Here is a 16,071-nt window from a genome sequence, read left to right as displayed (position 1 = left end):
AGTTAGTTAGCATGGCCGCGTATATATTTCGACGTTTATTGTTGGTGATCCCCACGCTGTGGGCGATCATCACCATCAACTTTTTCATCATCCAGATAGCGCCCGGAGGCCCGGTAGAGCAAGCCGTTGCCCAATTAGAAGGGCATAACTCTGGCATCATGGAGCGCTTTTCTGGTGGTGGGCAAGAAGTTGATTTAAGCGAAAGTGACCAAGCGTCTGCGAGTGGTTATAAAGGCTCTCGCGGGCTTGATCCTGAAGCGGTTGAAGAGATAAAAAAGCAGTTTGGTTTTGATAAGCCGATTCATGTTCGCTACTTCGACATGTTGAAAAACTACGCGACCTTTAACTTCGGTGAAAGCCTGTTTAAAGGCGGTAACGTGATTGATCTCATCATCGAGCGACTGCCTGTTTCCATTTCCTTGGGATTGTGGAGTACGTTAATCATCTACGTGATCTCGATACCCTTGGGCATCATGAAGGCGATACATCACGGCTCTCGTTTTGATATTTGGTCGAGTGCGGTGGTGATTGTCGGTTATGCCGTTCCAGGCTTCTTGTTTGCGATCATTCTGATTATTTTGTTTGCAAGCGGTAACTATTTCAGTTGGTTCCCATTGCGTGGTCTGGTGTCGAGTAACTTTGATCAGCTCAATTGGTATCAGCAAATAGGCGACTATTTTTGGCACTTAGCTTTGCCTATTTTTGCTATGGTCATCGGCGGCTTTGCCACACTCAGCATGCTGACCAAAAACTCCTTCCTTGATGAGATCAATAAGCAATATGTGGTGACCGCGAGAGCGAAAGGCTTGGACGAGAGCAGTATTCTCTACAAGCACGTTTTCCGTAACGCGATGCTGATCATTATTGCCGGTTTCCCGAGCGCATTTATTAGTATTTTCTTCACGGGTTCTATGTTGATTGAAGTGATGTTTTCACTCGAAGGCATTGGTTTGCTTGGCTTTGAATCAACCATTCAACGTGACTATCCCGTGGTGTTCAGCTCTCTCTATATCATGACCTTGCTTGGCTTGGTGCTGAGCATTATCTCCGACCTGACGTATACCTGGGTTGATCCTCGAATTGATTTTGAAGCGCGTTAATGGCGAATGAATAAAAAGGTATTGATAATAAATGTTTAACAACCCTTTAGCTGAAGCTCGTTGGTTACGTTTTAAAGCAAACAAGCGTGGTTTTATCTCCCTTTGGATATTTACCATTTTGTTTGGATTGAGCCTGTTCGCTGAGATCATCGCCAACGATAAGCCACTCTTGGTTTCTTATGATAATCAGTGGTTTGTACCTGTTATCAATGAATACGCCGAGACCGAATTTGGTGGTGAGTTTGAAACCGAAGCCGACTACAAAGACCCGTATGTTATCGAACTCATTGAAGACCGCGGCTACATCGTGTGGCCAATCATTCCGTTTAGCTACGACACGATAAACTTCGATATTTCGGGCGCGGTGCCGTCGGAGCCTGACTCGGTGAACTGGTTAGGAACCGATGATAAAGGGCGAGATGTATTAGCTCGCATCATTTATGGGTTCCGTATTTCTGTCTTATTTGGCTTTATTCTGACGATTGTATCGAGCGTGATTGGTGTGGTTGTTGGGGCGACCCAAGGTTACTACGGTGGCTGGGTGGATCTGTTTGGTCAGCGCTTCATTGAAGTTTGGTCAGGGATGCCGACCCTGTTCTTACTGATCATTCTGTCGAGTTTTATCGAGCCGAACTTCTGGTGGTTACTCGGAATTATGGTGCTGTTCAGTTGGATGAGTTTGGTAGGCATCGTTCGAGCCGAATTCTTACGCTGTCGTAATTTTGATTACGTTCGTGCCGCCCAAGCGATGGGTGTTGATGACAAACGCATTATGCTTCGTCACATGTTACCCAATGCGATGGTGGCTTCATTAACCATGATGCCGTTTATTTTGTCTGGCTCGGTCACTACGTTAACCTCATTAGATTTCTTAGGCTTTGGTCTTCCTGCGGGTTCGCCTTCATTGGGTGAACTATTGGCGCAAGGTAAAGCTAACTTACAAGCGCCTTGGCTTGGCATTTCTGCTTTCGTCGTGCTTTCACTGATGCTTACGTTACTGGTCTTCGTTGGTGAAGCGGTGCGTGATGCCTTCGACCCACATCAACAGAAGTAAGGATAGGTTATGACTTCAAATACAGCTCCTACTTCAGGGTCAACAGCAGAGGCTGCTAATGCATCTCCAGTTCTGACCATCGACAAATTGTCGGTAGGATTTGGACGTAAAGATTCGATAGAACAAGTGACTCACGATGTCTCGTTGGAGATATACAAAGGTGAGACACTGGCGCTGGTAGGAGAGAGTGGTTCAGGCAAATCGGTTACCGCTAATTCAGTGTTAAAACTGCTGCCTAAAGGCTCCTTACATTACTTGAACGGTAAGATTAACTTCTCTGGCACCGACATTCTGAGTTGTTCTGAAAGACAACTGCGCGGGATTCGTGGTGGTCGCATCGGTATGATCTTCCAAGAACCCATGGTGTCGCTTAATCCGCTTCATCGAGTTGGGAAACAGCTTGTTGAAACGCTCGCGATTCACCGTGGTATGCGAACCAATAAAGCGCAAGCCTTGGCGATAGAGTGGCTATCCAAGGTGGGCATCCGTTATCCAGAACAAAAGATTTCAGCCTATCCGCACGAGTTATCTGGTGGAGAGCGCCAACGTGTGATGATCGCAATGGCGCTGATCAACGAACCTGAGCTACTTATCGCTGATGAGCCGACAACCGCATTGGATGTATCGGTACAAGCGCAGATTTTGGATTTGTTGAAAGACCTGCAACAAGAATTGGGTATGGCGATGCTTTTCATTACTCATGACTTAAGTATCGTTCGTAAGATTGCCGACAGAGTAGCGGTAATGAAAGATGGTCGCTTGGTTGAAAGTAACGACTGTCATACCCTGTTTAATGCGCCTGCTCACCCTTATACGCAAAAGCTTATCAACTCTGACCCGAAAGGCTTGCCCGTTCCTGTGTCACCCGAAAGCAAACCGCTACTCGATGTAAATCAACTTCGTGTTTGGTTCCCGATCACGGGCGGTTTATTCAAGCGAACCATTTCTCATGTCAAAGCCGTAACCGACATGGAGTTCACTTTGAAGAAAGGGCACTCAATCGGTTTAGTTGGCGAAAGTGGTTCTGGTAAATCGACGACTGGTATGGCGATACTTAAGCTGGTGGATAGTGAAGGGTCAATTACCTACGCTGACGAACAAATTCAAGGCTTAAACCGTCAACAGATGCTACCGTTTCGAAGCCGTATGCAAGTGGTCTTTCAAGACCCGTTTTCTGCGCTAAATCCGAGAATGTCGGTCGCGCAAGTGATTGGCGAAGGCTTGTTAGTACATCAACAATTGGACGACACTGAACTCGACCAACGCATCTGTGACGTAATGAAAGAGGTCGACTTAGACCCAGAAACTCGTCACCGTTACCCAAATGAATTTTCTGGCGGACAAAGGCAGCGTATTGCGATTGCTCGTGCTCTGATATTAAAGCCAGAGTTTATCTTGTTAGACGAACCCACATCGTCACTCGACAGAACGGTTCAAGCGCAGGTGCTGGATCTGTTGAAATCACTTCAAGAAAAGTATGGTCTGACTTATCTATTTATCAGCCATGACCTGAATGTTGTGAAATCCTTGTGTCATTACACTATCGTCATGAAAGCTGGCGAGGTGATAGAGAAGGGCGACACTGAGACTTTGTTTGGTAATCCGCAGCATGAATACACCAAGCAGCTTGTCAGCCTTTCGAATGTTGGTGGTGCGCTATAAAGTGGGTGCGTAACGAGAACAAAAGAGTGCTCGGTGAATTCAACATGGTCATTTACTTGTTTTAAGATTACACTGCGCCCAATATTTCAGAAGTACATATTTAGGTAGAGGTCACCATGGACCAAGAACATTACGAAGACGCTGATTACGAAGGCCAAGAGCTGGGCGAAGAAGGCGAAGAGATTGAAATTGAAGCAATTGGTATTGATGTTTCATCACAGCCAATCGAGCTCTACAAAGTGTTTAAAATTGCTAACCTAGTGAGTGGTGGCGGCGAAGCTAAGCACATCATCTCTGAAGGCTACGTAGCGGTAAATGGTGAGCTAGAAACCCGTAAGCGTCGTAAAATGTACGATGGCGACTTCTTTGAATTCAACCAAGAATACTATGTAGTGGTGTGTGATCAGCCAGTACAAGAAGAATTAGAAAAGCCGAAAAAGAAAGAAGCGCCTAAAAAAGAGAACAAGGCGAAGAAAGGTCAGTCTAAAAAGGATTCTAAGAAGAAGGAATCTAAGAAAAGCAAAGCAGAAATGCTAAGCGCAAAGGCTGAACCAAAGAAAGAGAAAAAAGAGAAGAAACCGAAAAAGAAAGCAGATACGCCGAAGCCAACACGTGACGACAAAAGCGGCCGTAACTCTATCGAGTTCTTCTAAGCTATAGTTCTATAGTTCTATAGTTCTATAGTTCAGCTCTAAACTGCTTTTCTAAAATGAATCTTTTAAAACTATTCGTTTGAACATCAAGCAACGTTAGACCTCGGTTTTACGTTACGCAGATATCAAAAGGCTCACTATCTAGTGAGCCTTTTTTGTTGGTGTAATTTAGCTTCCGGCCTAATTTTCTTTTTGATTAGCCACAAACTCCACAAATCGATCCCTGAGTGGATTTTCACTCTTCCCATTCCATATCAACCCGACTGGCCAAGTGGCGTATTCACCTTCTAAAGTAATGAATTCTACATCGGTATTGCTAATGAACTGAGCACTGTTAGGAACAATGGTGAAGCCGGTATTGGCAGAAACCAAGGCAAGCAGGGTGAGAATATCATCGGCTTCTTGCGTTTTTGATAAGTCGATTTTATTCGCAAGACAATATTGTTGAATCTGTCTGTCTAATCCGGGCCCGCGATGTTGGGCCAGCTTTAGATAAGGCCATTTCGATAACTCAGAGACGACGTGATTTTTGCTTGGCGCTTGCTTGAGAAGATCTTTGTGTATCGCGACCACAAGCGAATCATTGAACAGTGTTAGGCTTTCTAAATCCGATGATTCTGGTATCCGATTGAAGCTGATATCGAGTTCATGGTTTGACAGTTCATCTGTTTGTTGCTTGGAAGGTGTGTCATTTAACGTGATATGAACGTCTGAGTATCGTTGTTTATAAGCTGCAATAAGCTTGGGTGCTTCATGATAAGTAGACACGCCAAAGCCAATGTTCAAATGTCCCTGAGTCCCTTTGACCACAGAGCCTGACAGCTGCTCAAACGCTTGCATTGAATGAACCAAACGTTGGGCTTCTGCTAGTAACGTTTTCCCCGCGTGCGTGAGCTCTGCGCCATTCCTGCCACGAGAAAACAGAGATGCCCCAATGTTGGATTCAAGTCGTTGAATCTTTTTAGTGAGTGCCGATTGAGTGATGTAGAGCTGCTCTGACGCCAAACGGTAATTTCCCGATTTAGCCAGCTGACAAAATGCCTTCAGTAGATCAAATTCCATTCCAAATGCTCATTGAATTGAGAATATGTTTCATTATATGGAATTGAATTGATTTTTTATACTAGGTTCATACCAATCAGATAAAGCAAAGCTTGAGGACGAATCATGAAGAAAGACATTAAAGTAGCGTCGGTTCAATTCAACCACCATGCGGGTGACAAGGCGTACAACTTATCGGTCATAGAGCAATATGTTCAAAAGGCTGCGGACACTGACGTGGAAATCATCAGTTTCCCAGAGATGTGTATTACCGGTTATTGGCATGTGTCTGCTTTGTCTCGCGATGAAATTGAAGTGCTAGCGGAACCTGTACCGAGCGGTGAATCCACTCAAAAGTTAGTTTCACTGGCAACACAATTTGGCATGAGCGTTGGTGCAGGCTTGATAGAGCAGGGTACTGATGGCGAGCTATACAACACCTACGTATTTGCCATGCCAAATGGAGAAGTTCAGAAACATCGAAAACTGCACACCTTTGTTAGTTCTCACATGAGCAGTGGAGACCAGTACACGGTGTTCGATACGCCGCATGGCTGCAAAGTTGGTATCTTGATTTGTTGGGATAACAACTTGGTTGAAAATGTCAGGATCACTGCTTTGAAGGGGGCTGATATATTGATTGCGCCGCACCAAACGGGCGGTTGTCATTCACGAAGCCCGAACGCGATGAAGCGAATTGACCCTGAGTTATGGTTCAACCGAGATGAAAACCCAGAGGCGATTCGTGCTGAAATGCAGGGCAAGAATGGACGCGAGTGGTTAATGCGTTGGTTGCCTGCAAGAGCGCACGACAACGGTATGTTTGTGGTGTTTAGTAATGGTGTCGGCGTTGATATGGATGAAGTAAGAACAGGCAATGCGATGATCCTCAGCCCTTATGGTGAAATCATTGCTGAGACCGATAGTGTTGATAACGACATGGTGATTGCAGAGCTAAAAGCAGAAGAGTTAGACATGTGTACTGGTAGACGCTGGATTCGTGGCCGTAAGCCAGAGTTATATCATTCACTCACACAACCTCTTGGTCATGAACTTGATCCGCGCCAAGCGCGCTTTGCTGAGAAATAATGGCGTAAGTGCTGGTGAAAAAGGATGTATTAGGGACGGTTGAAAGGGAGGGGAAGTTGGAGGGGGGAGAAGAGTTCCTGATGTAGTCTACCCACTTAAACTGTTTTTAAGTGGGTAGACTATTTACACATCAAGCATCAAGCATCTAAGTTCTATTCTCAGTGGCGAGTGCGAGAAGACGTCAGTTCTGATGCGCGAAGCTGAGCAACGGCTTTTGCGAGTTCAAGCTGAGCTTGTGCAAAGTTGATGTCTACATTGCCCTTATTGATATTCTCTAGGGCTGCATATTTCGCTTCTTCTGCGCGAGCGCGGTCAATATCTTGGCCGTGCAAGGCAGTATCGGCTAACACCGTTACCACATCCGGCTGAACTTCCAGCATCCCGCCAGAGACATAAAGCACTTGCCCCTCTGATTTAGGGTCTGTGACAAACACTGTCACGCCTGGCTTTATTTTACTGAGAAGCGGGGAGTGACCGGGGCGGATCCCCAGCTCACCATCAGCGCCAGAAACGGCTAGGGCATACGCTGGACCTGAAAACAGCGTACCTTCCGCACTTACAATATTAAGTTGAAATGTATTATCTGTAATTCCGATAGCCATGGTGCACCTGCCTCTTAGAGTGATTTTGCTTTGTTAAGCACTTCGTCGATAGAACCACAGTACAAGAATGCTTGCTCTGGGATATCGTCATATTCGCCGCCTAACAGACCTTTAAAGCCTCTTAGTGTTTCGCTTAGCGGTACAAATACACCTTTCTGACCAGTAAACACTTCTGCCACGTGGTAAGGCTGAGTTAAGAAACGTTCAATCTTACGAGCGCGAGATACGGTCTGCTTGTCTTCAGTAGACAGCTCATCCATACCAAGAATCGCGATGATATCTTTTAGCTCTTTGTAGCGTTGCAGCGTTGTTTGGACTTTTTGTGCAATGTCGTAATGCTCTTGGCCAACCACAAGCGGGTCCAATTGGCGAGATGTTGAATCCAATGGGTCGATTGCAGGGTAGAGGCCCAATGCCGCGATATTACGAGACAGTACAACGGTCGCATCTAAGTGAGCAAAGGTTGTTGCTGGTGATGGATCGGTCAAGTCATCCGCAGGTACGTATACTGCTTGGATAGACGTGATAGAGCCTTGTCTAGTCGAAGTGATACGCTCTTGAAGCACACCCATCTCTTCAGCGAGTGTTGGTTGGTAACCTACTGCTGAAGGCATACGACCTAACAGTGCTGACACCTCAGTCCCCGCAAGCGTGTAACGGTAAATGTTATCAATGAACAACAGTACGTCACGACCTTCATCACGGAAGCGCTCAGCCATAGTCAGGCCTGTAAGTGCAACTCGTAGACGGTTTCCCGGTGGCTCGTTCATTTGGCCGTAAACCATGGCTACTTTGTCTAGTACACCCGCTTCTTTCATCTCGTAGTAGAAGTCGTTACCTTCACGAGTACGCTCACCAACACCGGTAAATACAGAGAGACCTGAGTGGGCTTTAGCGATGTTGTTGATAAGCTCCATCATGTTGACGGTTTTACCTACGCCAGCACCACCGAACAGACCGATTTTACCGCCCTTTGCGAACGGACAAATAAGGTCGATAACCTTAACGCCGGTCTCAAGAAGTTCAGTGCTGTTTGCTTGTTCTTCATAAGAGGGTGCTTCTCGGTGAATTTCGTAGCTTTCTTTTTGACCGATTTCACCGCATTCATCGATAGGCTGACCAAGAACGTTCATGATACGGCCTAAGGTTTCTTCGCCCACAGGAACGGTGATTGGAGAACCGGTGTTTTCAACAGTTAGGCCGCGGCGCAAGCCATCTGACGTACCCATTGCAATACAACGAACGATACTGCCACCCAGTTGTTGCTGAACTTCCAATACGAGAGAGCTTGCTTCCTCGCTAGTCACTTTCAATGCATCATAAACGCGTGGGCTGTTGCCGCCGCTGAACTCGACGTCTACCACCGCGCCGATAACTTTAACTATTTTTCCAACACTCATCTCTAAATCCTCAAATTCTATTCTTAACCCACTCTTGTCTGCACTTAGACAGCTTGAGCACCTGAGACTATTTCACTCAGTTCTTGGGTAATGGCAGCCTGTCGTGCTTTGTTGTATACCAACTGCAAATCATCGATGAGTTGGCCTGCGTTATCGGTCGCCGCTTTCATGGCCACCATTCGGGCTGCTTGCTCACAGGCAATGCTCTCTACGATGCCTTGATACACTTGTGATTCAATGTATCGATGTAACAGCTCAGAGAGGATGTCTCTTGGTGCTTGTTCGTAGATGTAGTCCCAACGACGTGCTTTTTTCACGCCTCCATCGGCCTCAGAATCTGAAGGGTGGGGCAGCAACTGCAAGGTCGTTGGTTCTTGAACCATGGTGTTGATGAACTGGTTATACACGAGATACAAGCTGTCGATTTTTTCGTCGTCGTAATGCCCTAGCATCGCGTTAACCGTACCTAAAATGTCTTCTAATTTAGGCGCGTCACCAAGGCCTGACGTTTGCGCGATAACATTGCCGCTGCGTTGGAAAAATGAGATAGCTTTTGAACCAATTAGGGTCGTTTCTACCTCAACGCCTTTGGTACGCCACATCTCCATTTCTTCTAACACTTTCTTGAACAAATTCGAGTTCAAGCCACCACATAAGCCTCGATCGGACGAAATAATGATGTAAGCAACGCGTTTTGGTTCACGCTGTTGAAGGTAGGGGTGCTGGTATTCCAGCGACCCTGATGCGACATGAGAGATAACTTTGCGCATGTTCTCGGCATATGGACGTGTTAGCGTCATATTGTCTTGAACCTTACGCATCTTACTTGCCGCAACCATCTCCATTGCACTGGTGATTTTCTGAGTGTTACTAACACTGCCTATCTTGGTGCGAATTTCTTTAGTATTTGCCATCATCTGCTCCTAATTTGTTTTAATTTCCAGCCAACAAACCGGAGCGTTTACCAAGCTTTCAACGCTACAAAGTCACCGAGAAGCTTTGCAAGTGCACTGTCGATCTCGTCGTTGTAGTCACCGTTAGCGTTAATGGTGTCGAACAACTCTGGGTTTTGGCCCTTTGCGTAAGCAATTAATTCTTCTTCAAAACGCGCAACTTTGTGCAACTCTACGTCAGCCAAATAGCCTTTTTCTGCTGCGTAGATAACCGTTGCTTGCTCTGCGACAGACATCGGCGAGTATTGCTTTTGTTTCATCAGTTCGGTTACACGCTCACCATGATCAAGCTGCTTGCGCGTCATGTCGTCTAGGTCAGAAGAGAACTGAGCAAATGCGGCTAACTCACGGTATTGAGCTAATGATGTACGAATACCACCAGACAGTTTCTTGATGATCTTGCACTGTGCTGCACCACCCACACGAGATACCGAGATACCTGGGTCAACAGCAGGACGGAGACCTGAGTTGAATAGTTGGGTTTGTAGAAAAACCTGACCATCAGTAATTGAGATTACGTTGGTTGGTACAAACGCCGATACGTCACCCGCTTGAGTTTCAATGATCGGAAGCGCGGTTAATGAACCTGTTTGGCCTTTCACTTCACCATTTGTGAACTTCTCAACGTATTCTGCATTTACTCGTGCCGCACGTTCTAGTAGGCGTGAGTGAAGGTAGAATACGTCGCCAGGGAAGGCTTCACGACCCGGTGGGCGTTTAAGTAGCAATGAGATTTGACGGTAAGCGACGGCTTGTTTTGATAGGTCATCATAGATGATCAGTGCATCTTCACCGCGGTCACGGAAGTATTCGCCCATGGTACAACCCGCATAAGGTGCTAGGTATTGAAGCGCGGCTGATTCTGATGCTGAGGCTACAACTACGATGGTGTTTTTAAGCGCATCGTGATCTTCGAGTTTACGAACAACGTTTGCGATAGTAGATGCTTTCTGGCCAATAGCCACGTACACACATTTGATGCCAGAATCTTTTTGGTTGATGATCGCATCGATTGCTAACGCTGTTTTACCCGTCTGACGGTCACCGATGATAAGTTCACGTTGACCACGACCGATAGGCACCATGGTATCAACGGCTTTATAACCCGTTTGAATTGGTTGATCGACGGACTTACGCTCGATTACGCCGGGTGCAATTACTTCTACAGGGTCGAGTCGGTCGCAACTCACTGGGCCTTTGCCATCGATTGGCTCACCTAGTGTGTTCACTACACGGCCAAGAAGTCCATTACCTACGGGTACTTCCAAGATACGACCTGTCCCTTTCACTTTCATACCTTCAGATAGGTCAGTGTAGGGACCCATAACCACGGCACCGACTGAGTGCGTGTCAAGGTTAAGAGCAAGAGCGTATTTGCCACCAGGAAGTTCGATCATCTCACCCTGCATGACATCCGCAAGGCCGTTAATGGTAATGATGCCGTCACGAACCGAGACTATGGTGCCTTCGTTGCGAGCTTCGGTGCTCACATTAAACTTCGAGATGCGATCTTTGATTAGATCACTGATTTCATTTGAATTTAATTGCATAATTGTTACCTATCTCGCGTGAAGTTGATGGGCTAATCGGCTAATTGATGTGTTCAAAGAACCATCGATGACGGTTTCACCCGCCTTGATGACGATCCCGCCAACCAGCGAGTCATCAATAACCTGTTCCATTTCAACCTGACGTTCTAATTTCTTCTCAAGTGCAGCAGTGAGTGATGTAACTTGATCTTGTGTAAGCAATTCTGAACTGGTGACAGTGACAGGGATTACACGTTCATGTTCGTCCTTTAGGTCGCTGAACAAGTTAAACAAGTCTCTGATCACTGCAAGACGGCCATTTTCAGCCAAGACTTTAATGAGATTAATGACGTGGTCATCAACGAGTCCTTGGCAAACGTGAATGATGAGATTGACCAGTTCTTCAGATTGCTGTGTATGAACACCTTCTGCTGATGAAATCTGCTTAGCGATCGTTTCTTCTTCCGCTACCGTCACAAGAATGGACAGCATTGAGTGCCACTCTTGTAACTTGTTTTCACCTAAAGCAAAGTCGAATGATGCTTTAGCGTAGGGATGAGCAATATTGGTGTAATCTGACATATTGCCTCCGTTTAGAGTTCGCTTATCATTTGATCAACTAACGCTCGGTTCGTTTCAGAATCTAGGTTTTTGCTAATCAATTTCTGTGCACTTTGAATAACAGCATCTGCCATATCCGCCTGAAGTTCACGGCGTAACTTTTGACGTTCGCCTTCTAGCTCAGCTCTACCTTGCTCTAAGATGCGTGCCTTTTCTTGCTCACCTTCTTGGTGAGCTAAGGTGATGATTTCGTTGCGGCGTTTTTTGCCTTGCTCAATCAGTTCGGTCACATTTTTTTTCGCATCTGCGACGAGTTGTGCGCCATTTGATTTTGCTAGTTCTAGCTCTTTCGCTGCATTCTCTGAGTGGCGTAAACCATCAGCGATTTCTTTTTGGCGCTCGTCTAACATCGCGGTGAGAGGGGGCCATACATATTTCATGCATAGCCAAACAAAAATCACGAATGAGATTGCTTGACCAAACATGCTGGCATTTAAGTTCATACCTTCCTCACTAAATCTTGATTATTTACAAATCGATCTTTTCAAAGCTTTTAATTAAGCCACGGCAAAGATGATGTATAGACCGATACCAACACCGATCATCGGTACAGCATCCACAAGGCCCATCATGATGAAGAATTGAGTACGAAGCATTGGAGTAAGGTCTGGTTGACGAGCAACACCTTCAAGATATTTACCCGCTAAGTTACCAATACCAGATGCTGCACCTGCTGCACCTAAACCGATCAGTAATGCACCTGCTACATATAAAACTGCGCTTACGATATCCATTTGTATCTCCGATAAATAATGTGTTAGTTAATTTTTTAGTTATTAATTAGTGGTGTTCTTCTGTTGCCATTGCTAAGTAAACAACGGTCAGTACCATAAATATAAATGCTTGTAAGAATACGATTAATATGTGGAATAAGGCCCATGGAACACTTAGTGCCCATTGCATCCACCAAGGCATTAGTGCGATAAGGATGAATATCATCTCGCCTGCATACATATTTCCGAATAATCGTAAGCCTAGTGATATTGGCTTTGAAATTAATGTTATTAATTCAAGAACAAAGTTAACAGGATATAAAAGAGGGTTATCAAATGGCTGAGTAGTTAGCTCTTTGATAAAGCCTTTCAAACCTTTATTTTTAAACGTATAAGTTAACAATAAAATAAACACACCGAGTGCCATCGACATTGGGATATTTACATCCGCTGTCGGTAGGTCTCTAAAGTGTTCTAAACCCATTACACGAGTTAACCCTGGTATTAAATCTATAGGCAATAGATCGACTGCATTCATTAACAACACCCAAACAAAAGTGGTTAATGCCAGTGGCCCTATTAATTTATCCTCCGCTTGAAAAATCTCTTTGACTAGGTTGTTAACGAAATCAAAGATAAGCTCGATAAAACATTGAAAACGACCTGGAACACCGCTAGTGCCCTTGGTCACTACATATCGAAAAGCTCCAATAAACAATAAACCCGTAATCCAAGATACCAACATTGAGTCAATGTTGAACGCCCAGAAACCATCACCTGTAGTTAAGAAGGTTAAGTGATGCTCTATGTATTCGTGAGCGGTAGTGACTTGATCCATACTACACGTACTCCGATCTTGTAGAGGCAGTAATAAATGGTGTTAAGAAGTACCCAATCATTGTGAAAATGTACGCGTATAATATTACTGGGTTATCCAATTTAAAAAACTGGAATGCCAAGATAAACATTAAGAACGTATAGGTTATTTTCACGACACGACTCATTTGCATTAAGTCACGTAAACTATAATTAGGATTCTTGTGCACCTTTAGGCTTGCATATATAAAACCAAACAGCGGTGGTAACATCGCGATTACGACACCCAAAGCTGAAGACTCCATATCTACTTTATTACCAAAAAACACTTCATATAAAACTACACCGACGGCTAATACTATTTGGCAGAGAATAACTCTTTTAGCAGCAACAAGGATGTCGCTACTTATCCCATTAAGCCTCATAATAAAACCCTATATTTAACAGTGTAAGTTAATATAAAACACAGTTTGAATATGTTTTGTTACTAGCACTTACTTGTTAATAGCAATTTGACTTGTTAATAAACCTTTACTTGTTAACAAAGAAATAATCTTTCTGGCTTTATATCTCCTGACGAAATTAAACGATAAAAACTAATTCGCTATCGTTTCGACAAAATATAAACTACGCCTAAAATTATGTGATCAAAACGACAAAAAGCGACATCAATAATTCCATTTTTGAAATGAATGTTTTTCATTTATGAAAGTAATAGTTGTATAACTTTATTCATGAAAATTTTAAATGCTTTATTTTTAGCGAAAATGGGCGTTTTTGTGAAAAAGTTTTAGCTACCAATTGGGCAAGTTACGATCTTATCAATTACGTATATTCAAACACTTAGCGTCATTTATAAGTTGATTGTTGAGTGTGATTCTACAAGTGGATAAAGCAAGTTTAGTTAGCGATGAAAGTCGTCGTGCATTGAGTTATTTATTTGTACGGCGTTCTCTATCTAGAAGTGATTATTTTTCAAAATAGTTTGTCGTGACTTCATTCTTAACGCCTTTCAGGCGATCCGAAACGGATAAGTCGGCGTTTAAGATGAATATGATGGAAGAAATTCAGCTCCTCACATGGATGTAAGGAGCTGAAGATAGGGTAAAAATCTGAAGGTTAGGGCACTAAGCCCAAGATAGAAAGGTCAAAACTCTGGATATTAGAGCTGGAATTTCTTGATGTGTTGCTCTATCAACCGCTTTTTAAGCAAACAAACTCAATCATGCCCCTCTATTAGTCCTCATAACTTAAATATTGAATACATAAGTCATGAAAAGCCTGCGCTTGTGGCGAGATCGTACGATCAGACAATCTGAAAATACCGATTTGACGCTGTAAAGGTGGGTCAATCAACGGAATCCACACCAAGCGGGTTTCATTGGTTGGAAAAGCCAGTTTAGGCAGCGTGGTCACGCCTATCCCAAGCTCTAACACCGAAAACAACGAAGTAATGTTCTCGACTGAATACAAAGCTTGTTCGCTGAGCATTCGTGCAGGTGTTGGGTCAAGTAGGGTACAAGTCCCGTTGCGAATGAAGGGCTGCTTTAACAAGGTTTGCCATTCGATTCCCTCTCGCTGAGAGGCGATAGGGTTGTCTTTGAGACAGACCACACCGATAGGATCGGAAAGTAAAGGCGTGAAGTCGATGCTTTCTTCTTCTAAATGGGAGCTATTTCCGAGGGCAACGTCTACCTCTCCAGACAGTAGTCTTGCTTCTACACCCGCCGCGTTATCATCAATCAAGCTGACTTCTACATTAGGGTACTGCTCACAAAAAGCCCCTAAAACACTAGGGATTAATTTTGCGGCCACTGAAGGGACACTCGCTATTCGAACTCTTCCTTGTTGTCCTGCCGCGGCTGCGCGTAGGTCGTTGTCTAATGCTTTGTAAACATTCAGGAATTGAATGATTTTTGGCAGGCATATTTCGCCGAAAGGTGTCAGGGTTGATTTGTTGCCTGTTTCAAACAGTGGCTGACCAAGTATTTTTTCTAGCTCTTTTATCGACGTAGAAAGTGCCGCTTGCGAGCGATTTGCGCGGTGAGATGCTGCTCGAAATCCGCCTTCTTCGACCACTAAAACAAAATGTTTTAACTGTTGTAGCTTAATACTCATGGCACTGATCCTTCTCTAGCCCTTGCTATACCTTACTTTTCGCAAGGTGATAGATTTTATTTATCAATTGCACAAAATTTACCGTTAGATTTATCAGTCGTCAAGGTGCAGTATTTAACCATCTTGAAACATAGTTGTTACAAAGTTGGATGGAATCGTGAACGCACAAACTAAAAAACACCCAGTAAAAACCGAGCTTTTCGCTTCAAAAGCACCACTAGAGTGGGCAATCGTTAATAACGGCACTCTATACACAGCGCAGATTCCAATTGATGAAACTGGCGCAGTAGTAGAAGGCGGTATCGAAGCGCAAACGCGTCAGACTTTTAACAACCTTGTTCATACATTGGAGTGTGCAGGCGAATCTATGGATTCAGTGCTGCAAGTTCTGATTTACGTGACAGACCGTGAATATCTAAAAACGGTAAACAGCGTATACGGAGAATACTTCAATGCACCTTATCCAAACCGTGCTGCGGTCGTCGTTGCAGGGTTAGCAAGAGAAGAAATGTTGGTTGAGTTCGTGGTTTACGCATCAGCCTCTCAACCTGAATAAAGATACTGTGAACTGAGGCAATTTGCGGATTAAAGCTGTTTTGAATTAAAGCGGTTTATTGATACAAGCGACTTGGTTCAGTTTTAGATACAAGATTTAAACGTAATTACTTATATAAATTAACGTTTTATTCATTAATCAGATGGTTGCCAGACTCAACCGCA

17 protein-coding genes are annotated in these 16,071 nt (G+C 44.4%); 6 read left to right on the top strand and 11 right to left on the bottom strand.

The genetic code is table 11. The features are described 5' to 3' along the window. Positions 1-11: 11 nt before the first annotated feature. The 4 genes from ACED25_RS01860 to ACED25_RS01845 all read left to right on the top strand — a co-directional run bounded on the left by ACED25_RS01860 (position 12) and on the right by ACED25_RS01845 (position 4,469). Positions 12-1,100 (top strand): microcin C ABC transporter permease YejB, encoded by a 1,089-nt coding sequence (locus tag ACED25_RS01860; RefSeq protein ID WP_017099340.1) that lies wholly within the window; start codon positions 12-14, stop codon positions 1,098-1,100. A 31-nt stretch (positions 1,101-1,131) separates the two neighbouring features. Beyond that, positions 1,132-2,154, top strand: coding sequence for an ABC transporter permease (locus tag ACED25_RS01855; RefSeq protein ID WP_017099341.1), 1,023 nt, complete (start codon positions 1,132-1,134; stop codon positions 2,152-2,154). Between the two features lie 9 nt (positions 2,155-2,163). Further along, entirely contained in the window at positions 2,164-3,816 is a 1,653-nt protein-coding gene (gene yejF / locus ACED25_RS01850; RefSeq protein WP_371694504.1) for a microcin C ABC transporter ATP-binding protein YejF, read from the top strand. Positions 3,817-3,932: 116 nt separating this feature from the next. Further along, entirely contained in the window at positions 3,933-4,469 is a 537-nt protein-coding gene (locus ACED25_RS01845; RefSeq protein WP_017099343.1) for an RNA-binding S4 domain-containing protein, read from the top strand. Positions 4,470-4,649: 180 nt separating this feature from the next. Here ACED25_RS01845 and ACED25_RS01840 read toward each other — a convergent pair whose 3' ends face one another. Then, entirely contained in the window at positions 4,650-5,531 is an 882-nt protein-coding gene (locus tag ACED25_RS01840; protein ID WP_017099344.1) for a LysR family transcriptional regulator, read from the bottom strand. Between the two features lie 105 nt (positions 5,532-5,636). Between ACED25_RS01840 and ACED25_RS01835 the strand changes: the two genes are divergently transcribed. Then, the gene (locus ACED25_RS01835; protein WP_017099345.1) at positions 5,637-6,599 is read left to right on the top strand and encodes a nitrilase family protein; all 963 of its coding nucleotides are present in this window, start codon (positions 5,637-5,639) and stop codon (positions 6,597-6,599) included. A 158-nt stretch (positions 6,600-6,757) separates the two neighbouring features. Here the strand turns inward: ACED25_RS01835 and ACED25_RS01830 are convergent, their stop codons facing one another. From ACED25_RS01830 to ACED25_RS01785, 10 genes are all read right to left on the bottom strand, one after another. Then, positions 6,758-7,201 carry a F0F1 ATP synthase subunit epsilon gene (locus tag ACED25_RS01830; RefSeq protein WP_004730391.1) on the bottom strand — a complete coding sequence of 148 codons (444 nt, stop codon included), beginning with the start codon at positions 7,199-7,201 and terminating at the stop codon, positions 6,758-6,760. 14 nt (positions 7,202-7,215) lie between these two features. Continuing rightward, the gene (gene atpD / locus ACED25_RS01825) at positions 7,216-8,601 is read right to left on the bottom strand and encodes a F0F1 ATP synthase subunit beta (RefSeq protein ID WP_004730394.1); all 1,386 of its coding nucleotides are present in this window, start codon (positions 8,599-8,601) and stop codon (positions 7,216-7,218) included. A 44-nt stretch (positions 8,602-8,645) separates the two neighbouring features. After that, positions 8,646-9,515 (bottom strand): F0F1 ATP synthase subunit gamma, encoded by an 870-nt coding sequence (atpG, locus tag ACED25_RS01820; protein WP_017098979.1) that lies wholly within the window; start codon positions 9,513-9,515, stop codon positions 8,646-8,648. Positions 9,516-9,562: 47 nt separating this feature from the next. Continuing rightward, positions 9,563-11,104: a F0F1 ATP synthase subunit alpha gene (atpA, locus tag ACED25_RS01815; RefSeq protein WP_016794807.1), complete on the bottom strand. Its 1,542-nt coding sequence runs from the start codon at positions 11,102-11,104 to the stop codon at positions 9,563-9,565. 9 nt (positions 11,105-11,113) lie between these two features. After that, positions 11,114-11,665 carry a F0F1 ATP synthase subunit delta gene (locus ACED25_RS01810; RefSeq protein ID WP_004730398.1) on the bottom strand — a complete coding sequence of 184 codons (552 nt, stop codon included), beginning with the start codon at positions 11,663-11,665 and terminating at the stop codon, positions 11,114-11,116. Between the two features lie 11 nt (positions 11,666-11,676). Continuing rightward, a complete protein-coding gene (locus ACED25_RS01805; RefSeq protein ID WP_004730401.1) occupies positions 11,677-12,147 on the bottom strand; it encodes a F0F1 ATP synthase subunit B in 471 nt (156 codons plus the stop codon). 54 nt (positions 12,148-12,201) lie between these two features. Further along, the gene (atpE, locus tag ACED25_RS01800; protein ID WP_004730405.1) at positions 12,202-12,438 is read right to left on the bottom strand and encodes a F0F1 ATP synthase subunit C; all 237 of its coding nucleotides are present in this window, start codon (positions 12,436-12,438) and stop codon (positions 12,202-12,204) included. 46 nt (positions 12,439-12,484) lie between these two features. Further along, positions 12,485-13,255 (bottom strand): F0F1 ATP synthase subunit A, encoded by a 771-nt coding sequence (gene atpB / locus ACED25_RS01795; protein ID WP_017082381.1) that lies wholly within the window; start codon positions 13,253-13,255, stop codon positions 12,485-12,487. A gap of 1 nt (position 13,256) precedes the next feature. Beyond that, a complete protein-coding gene (locus ACED25_RS01790; protein WP_017098977.1) occupies positions 13,257-13,658 on the bottom strand; it encodes a hypothetical protein in 402 nt (133 codons plus the stop codon). 811 nt (positions 13,659-14,469) lie between these two features. Further along, positions 14,470-15,351 carry a LysR family transcriptional regulator gene (locus ACED25_RS01785; protein WP_017099346.1) on the bottom strand — a complete coding sequence of 294 codons (882 nt, stop codon included), beginning with the start codon at positions 15,349-15,351 and terminating at the stop codon, positions 14,470-14,472. A 157-nt stretch (positions 15,352-15,508) separates the two neighbouring features. Between ACED25_RS01785 and ACED25_RS01780 the strand changes: the two genes are divergently transcribed. Beyond that, on the top strand, positions 15,509-15,907 hold the full coding sequence (locus tag ACED25_RS01780) for a RidA family protein (RefSeq protein ID WP_004730412.1): 399 nt from the start codon (positions 15,509-15,511) through the stop codon (positions 15,905-15,907). Positions 15,908-16,071 lie beyond the last annotated feature (164 nt).

The organism is Vibrio sp. 1F263 (assembly GCF_041439035.1).
Taxonomy (GTDB): Bacteria; Pseudomonadota; Gammaproteobacteria; order Enterobacterales; family Vibrionaceae; genus Vibrio; species Vibrio tasmaniensis_A.
Note: the sequence above shows the minus strand (reverse complement) of the source record. Positions and strands in the feature narration are given on the sequence as shown.

Excerpts from the sequence above, each read along its gene's own strand:
- ACED25_RS01860 (WP_017099340.1), top strand. The coding sequence starts at position 12 with ATGGCCGCGTATATATTTCGACGTTTATTGTTGGTGATCCCCACGCTG.
- ACED25_RS01855 (WP_017099341.1), top strand. The coding sequence starts at position 1,132 with ATGTTTAACAACCCTTTAGCTGAAGCTCGTTGGTTACGTTTTAAAGCA.
- yejF (WP_371694504.1), top strand. The coding sequence starts at position 2,164 with ATGACTTCAAATACAGCTCCTACTTCAGGGTCAACAGCAGAGGCTGCT.
- ACED25_RS01845 (WP_017099343.1), top strand. The coding sequence starts at position 3,933 with ATGGACCAAGAACATTACGAAGACGCTGATTACGAAGGCCAAGAGCTG.
- ACED25_RS01840 (WP_017099344.1), bottom strand. The coding sequence starts at position 5,531 with ATGGAATTTGATCTACTGAAGGCATTTTGTCAGCTGGCTAAATCGGGA.
- ACED25_RS01835 (WP_017099345.1), top strand. The coding sequence starts at position 5,637 with ATGAAGAAAGACATTAAAGTAGCGTCGGTTCAATTCAACCACCATGCG.
- ACED25_RS01830 (WP_004730391.1), bottom strand. The coding sequence starts at position 7,201 with ATGGCTATCGGAATTACAGATAATACATTTCAACTTAATATTGTAAGT.
- atpD (WP_004730394.1), bottom strand. The coding sequence starts at position 8,601 with ATGAGTGTTGGAAAAATAGTTAAAGTTATCGGCGCGGTGGTAGACGTC.
- atpG (WP_017098979.1), bottom strand. The coding sequence starts at position 9,515 with ATGGCAAATACTAAAGAAATTCGCACCAAGATAGGCAGTGTTAGTAAC.
- atpA (WP_016794807.1), bottom strand. The coding sequence starts at position 11,104 with ATGCAATTAAATTCAAATGAAATCAGTGATCTAATCAAAGATCGCATC.
- ACED25_RS01810 (WP_004730398.1), bottom strand. The coding sequence starts at position 11,665 with ATGTCAGATTACACCAATATTGCTCATCCCTACGCTAAAGCATCATTC.
- ACED25_RS01805 (WP_004730401.1), bottom strand. The coding sequence starts at position 12,147 with ATGAACTTAAATGCCAGCATGTTTGGTCAAGCAATCTCATTCGTGATT.
- atpE (WP_004730405.1), bottom strand. The coding sequence starts at position 12,438 with ATGGATATCGTAAGCGCAGTTTTATATGTAGCAGGTGCATTACTGATC.
- atpB (WP_017082381.1), bottom strand. The coding sequence starts at position 13,255 with ATGGATCAAGTCACTACCGCTCACGAATACATAGAGCATCACTTAACC.
- ACED25_RS01790 (WP_017098977.1), bottom strand. The coding sequence starts at position 13,658 with ATGAGGCTTAATGGGATAAGTAGCGACATCCTTGTTGCTGCTAAAAGA.
- ACED25_RS01785 (WP_017099346.1), bottom strand. The coding sequence starts at position 15,351 with ATGAGTATTAAGCTACAACAGTTAAAACATTTTGTTTTAGTGGTCGAA.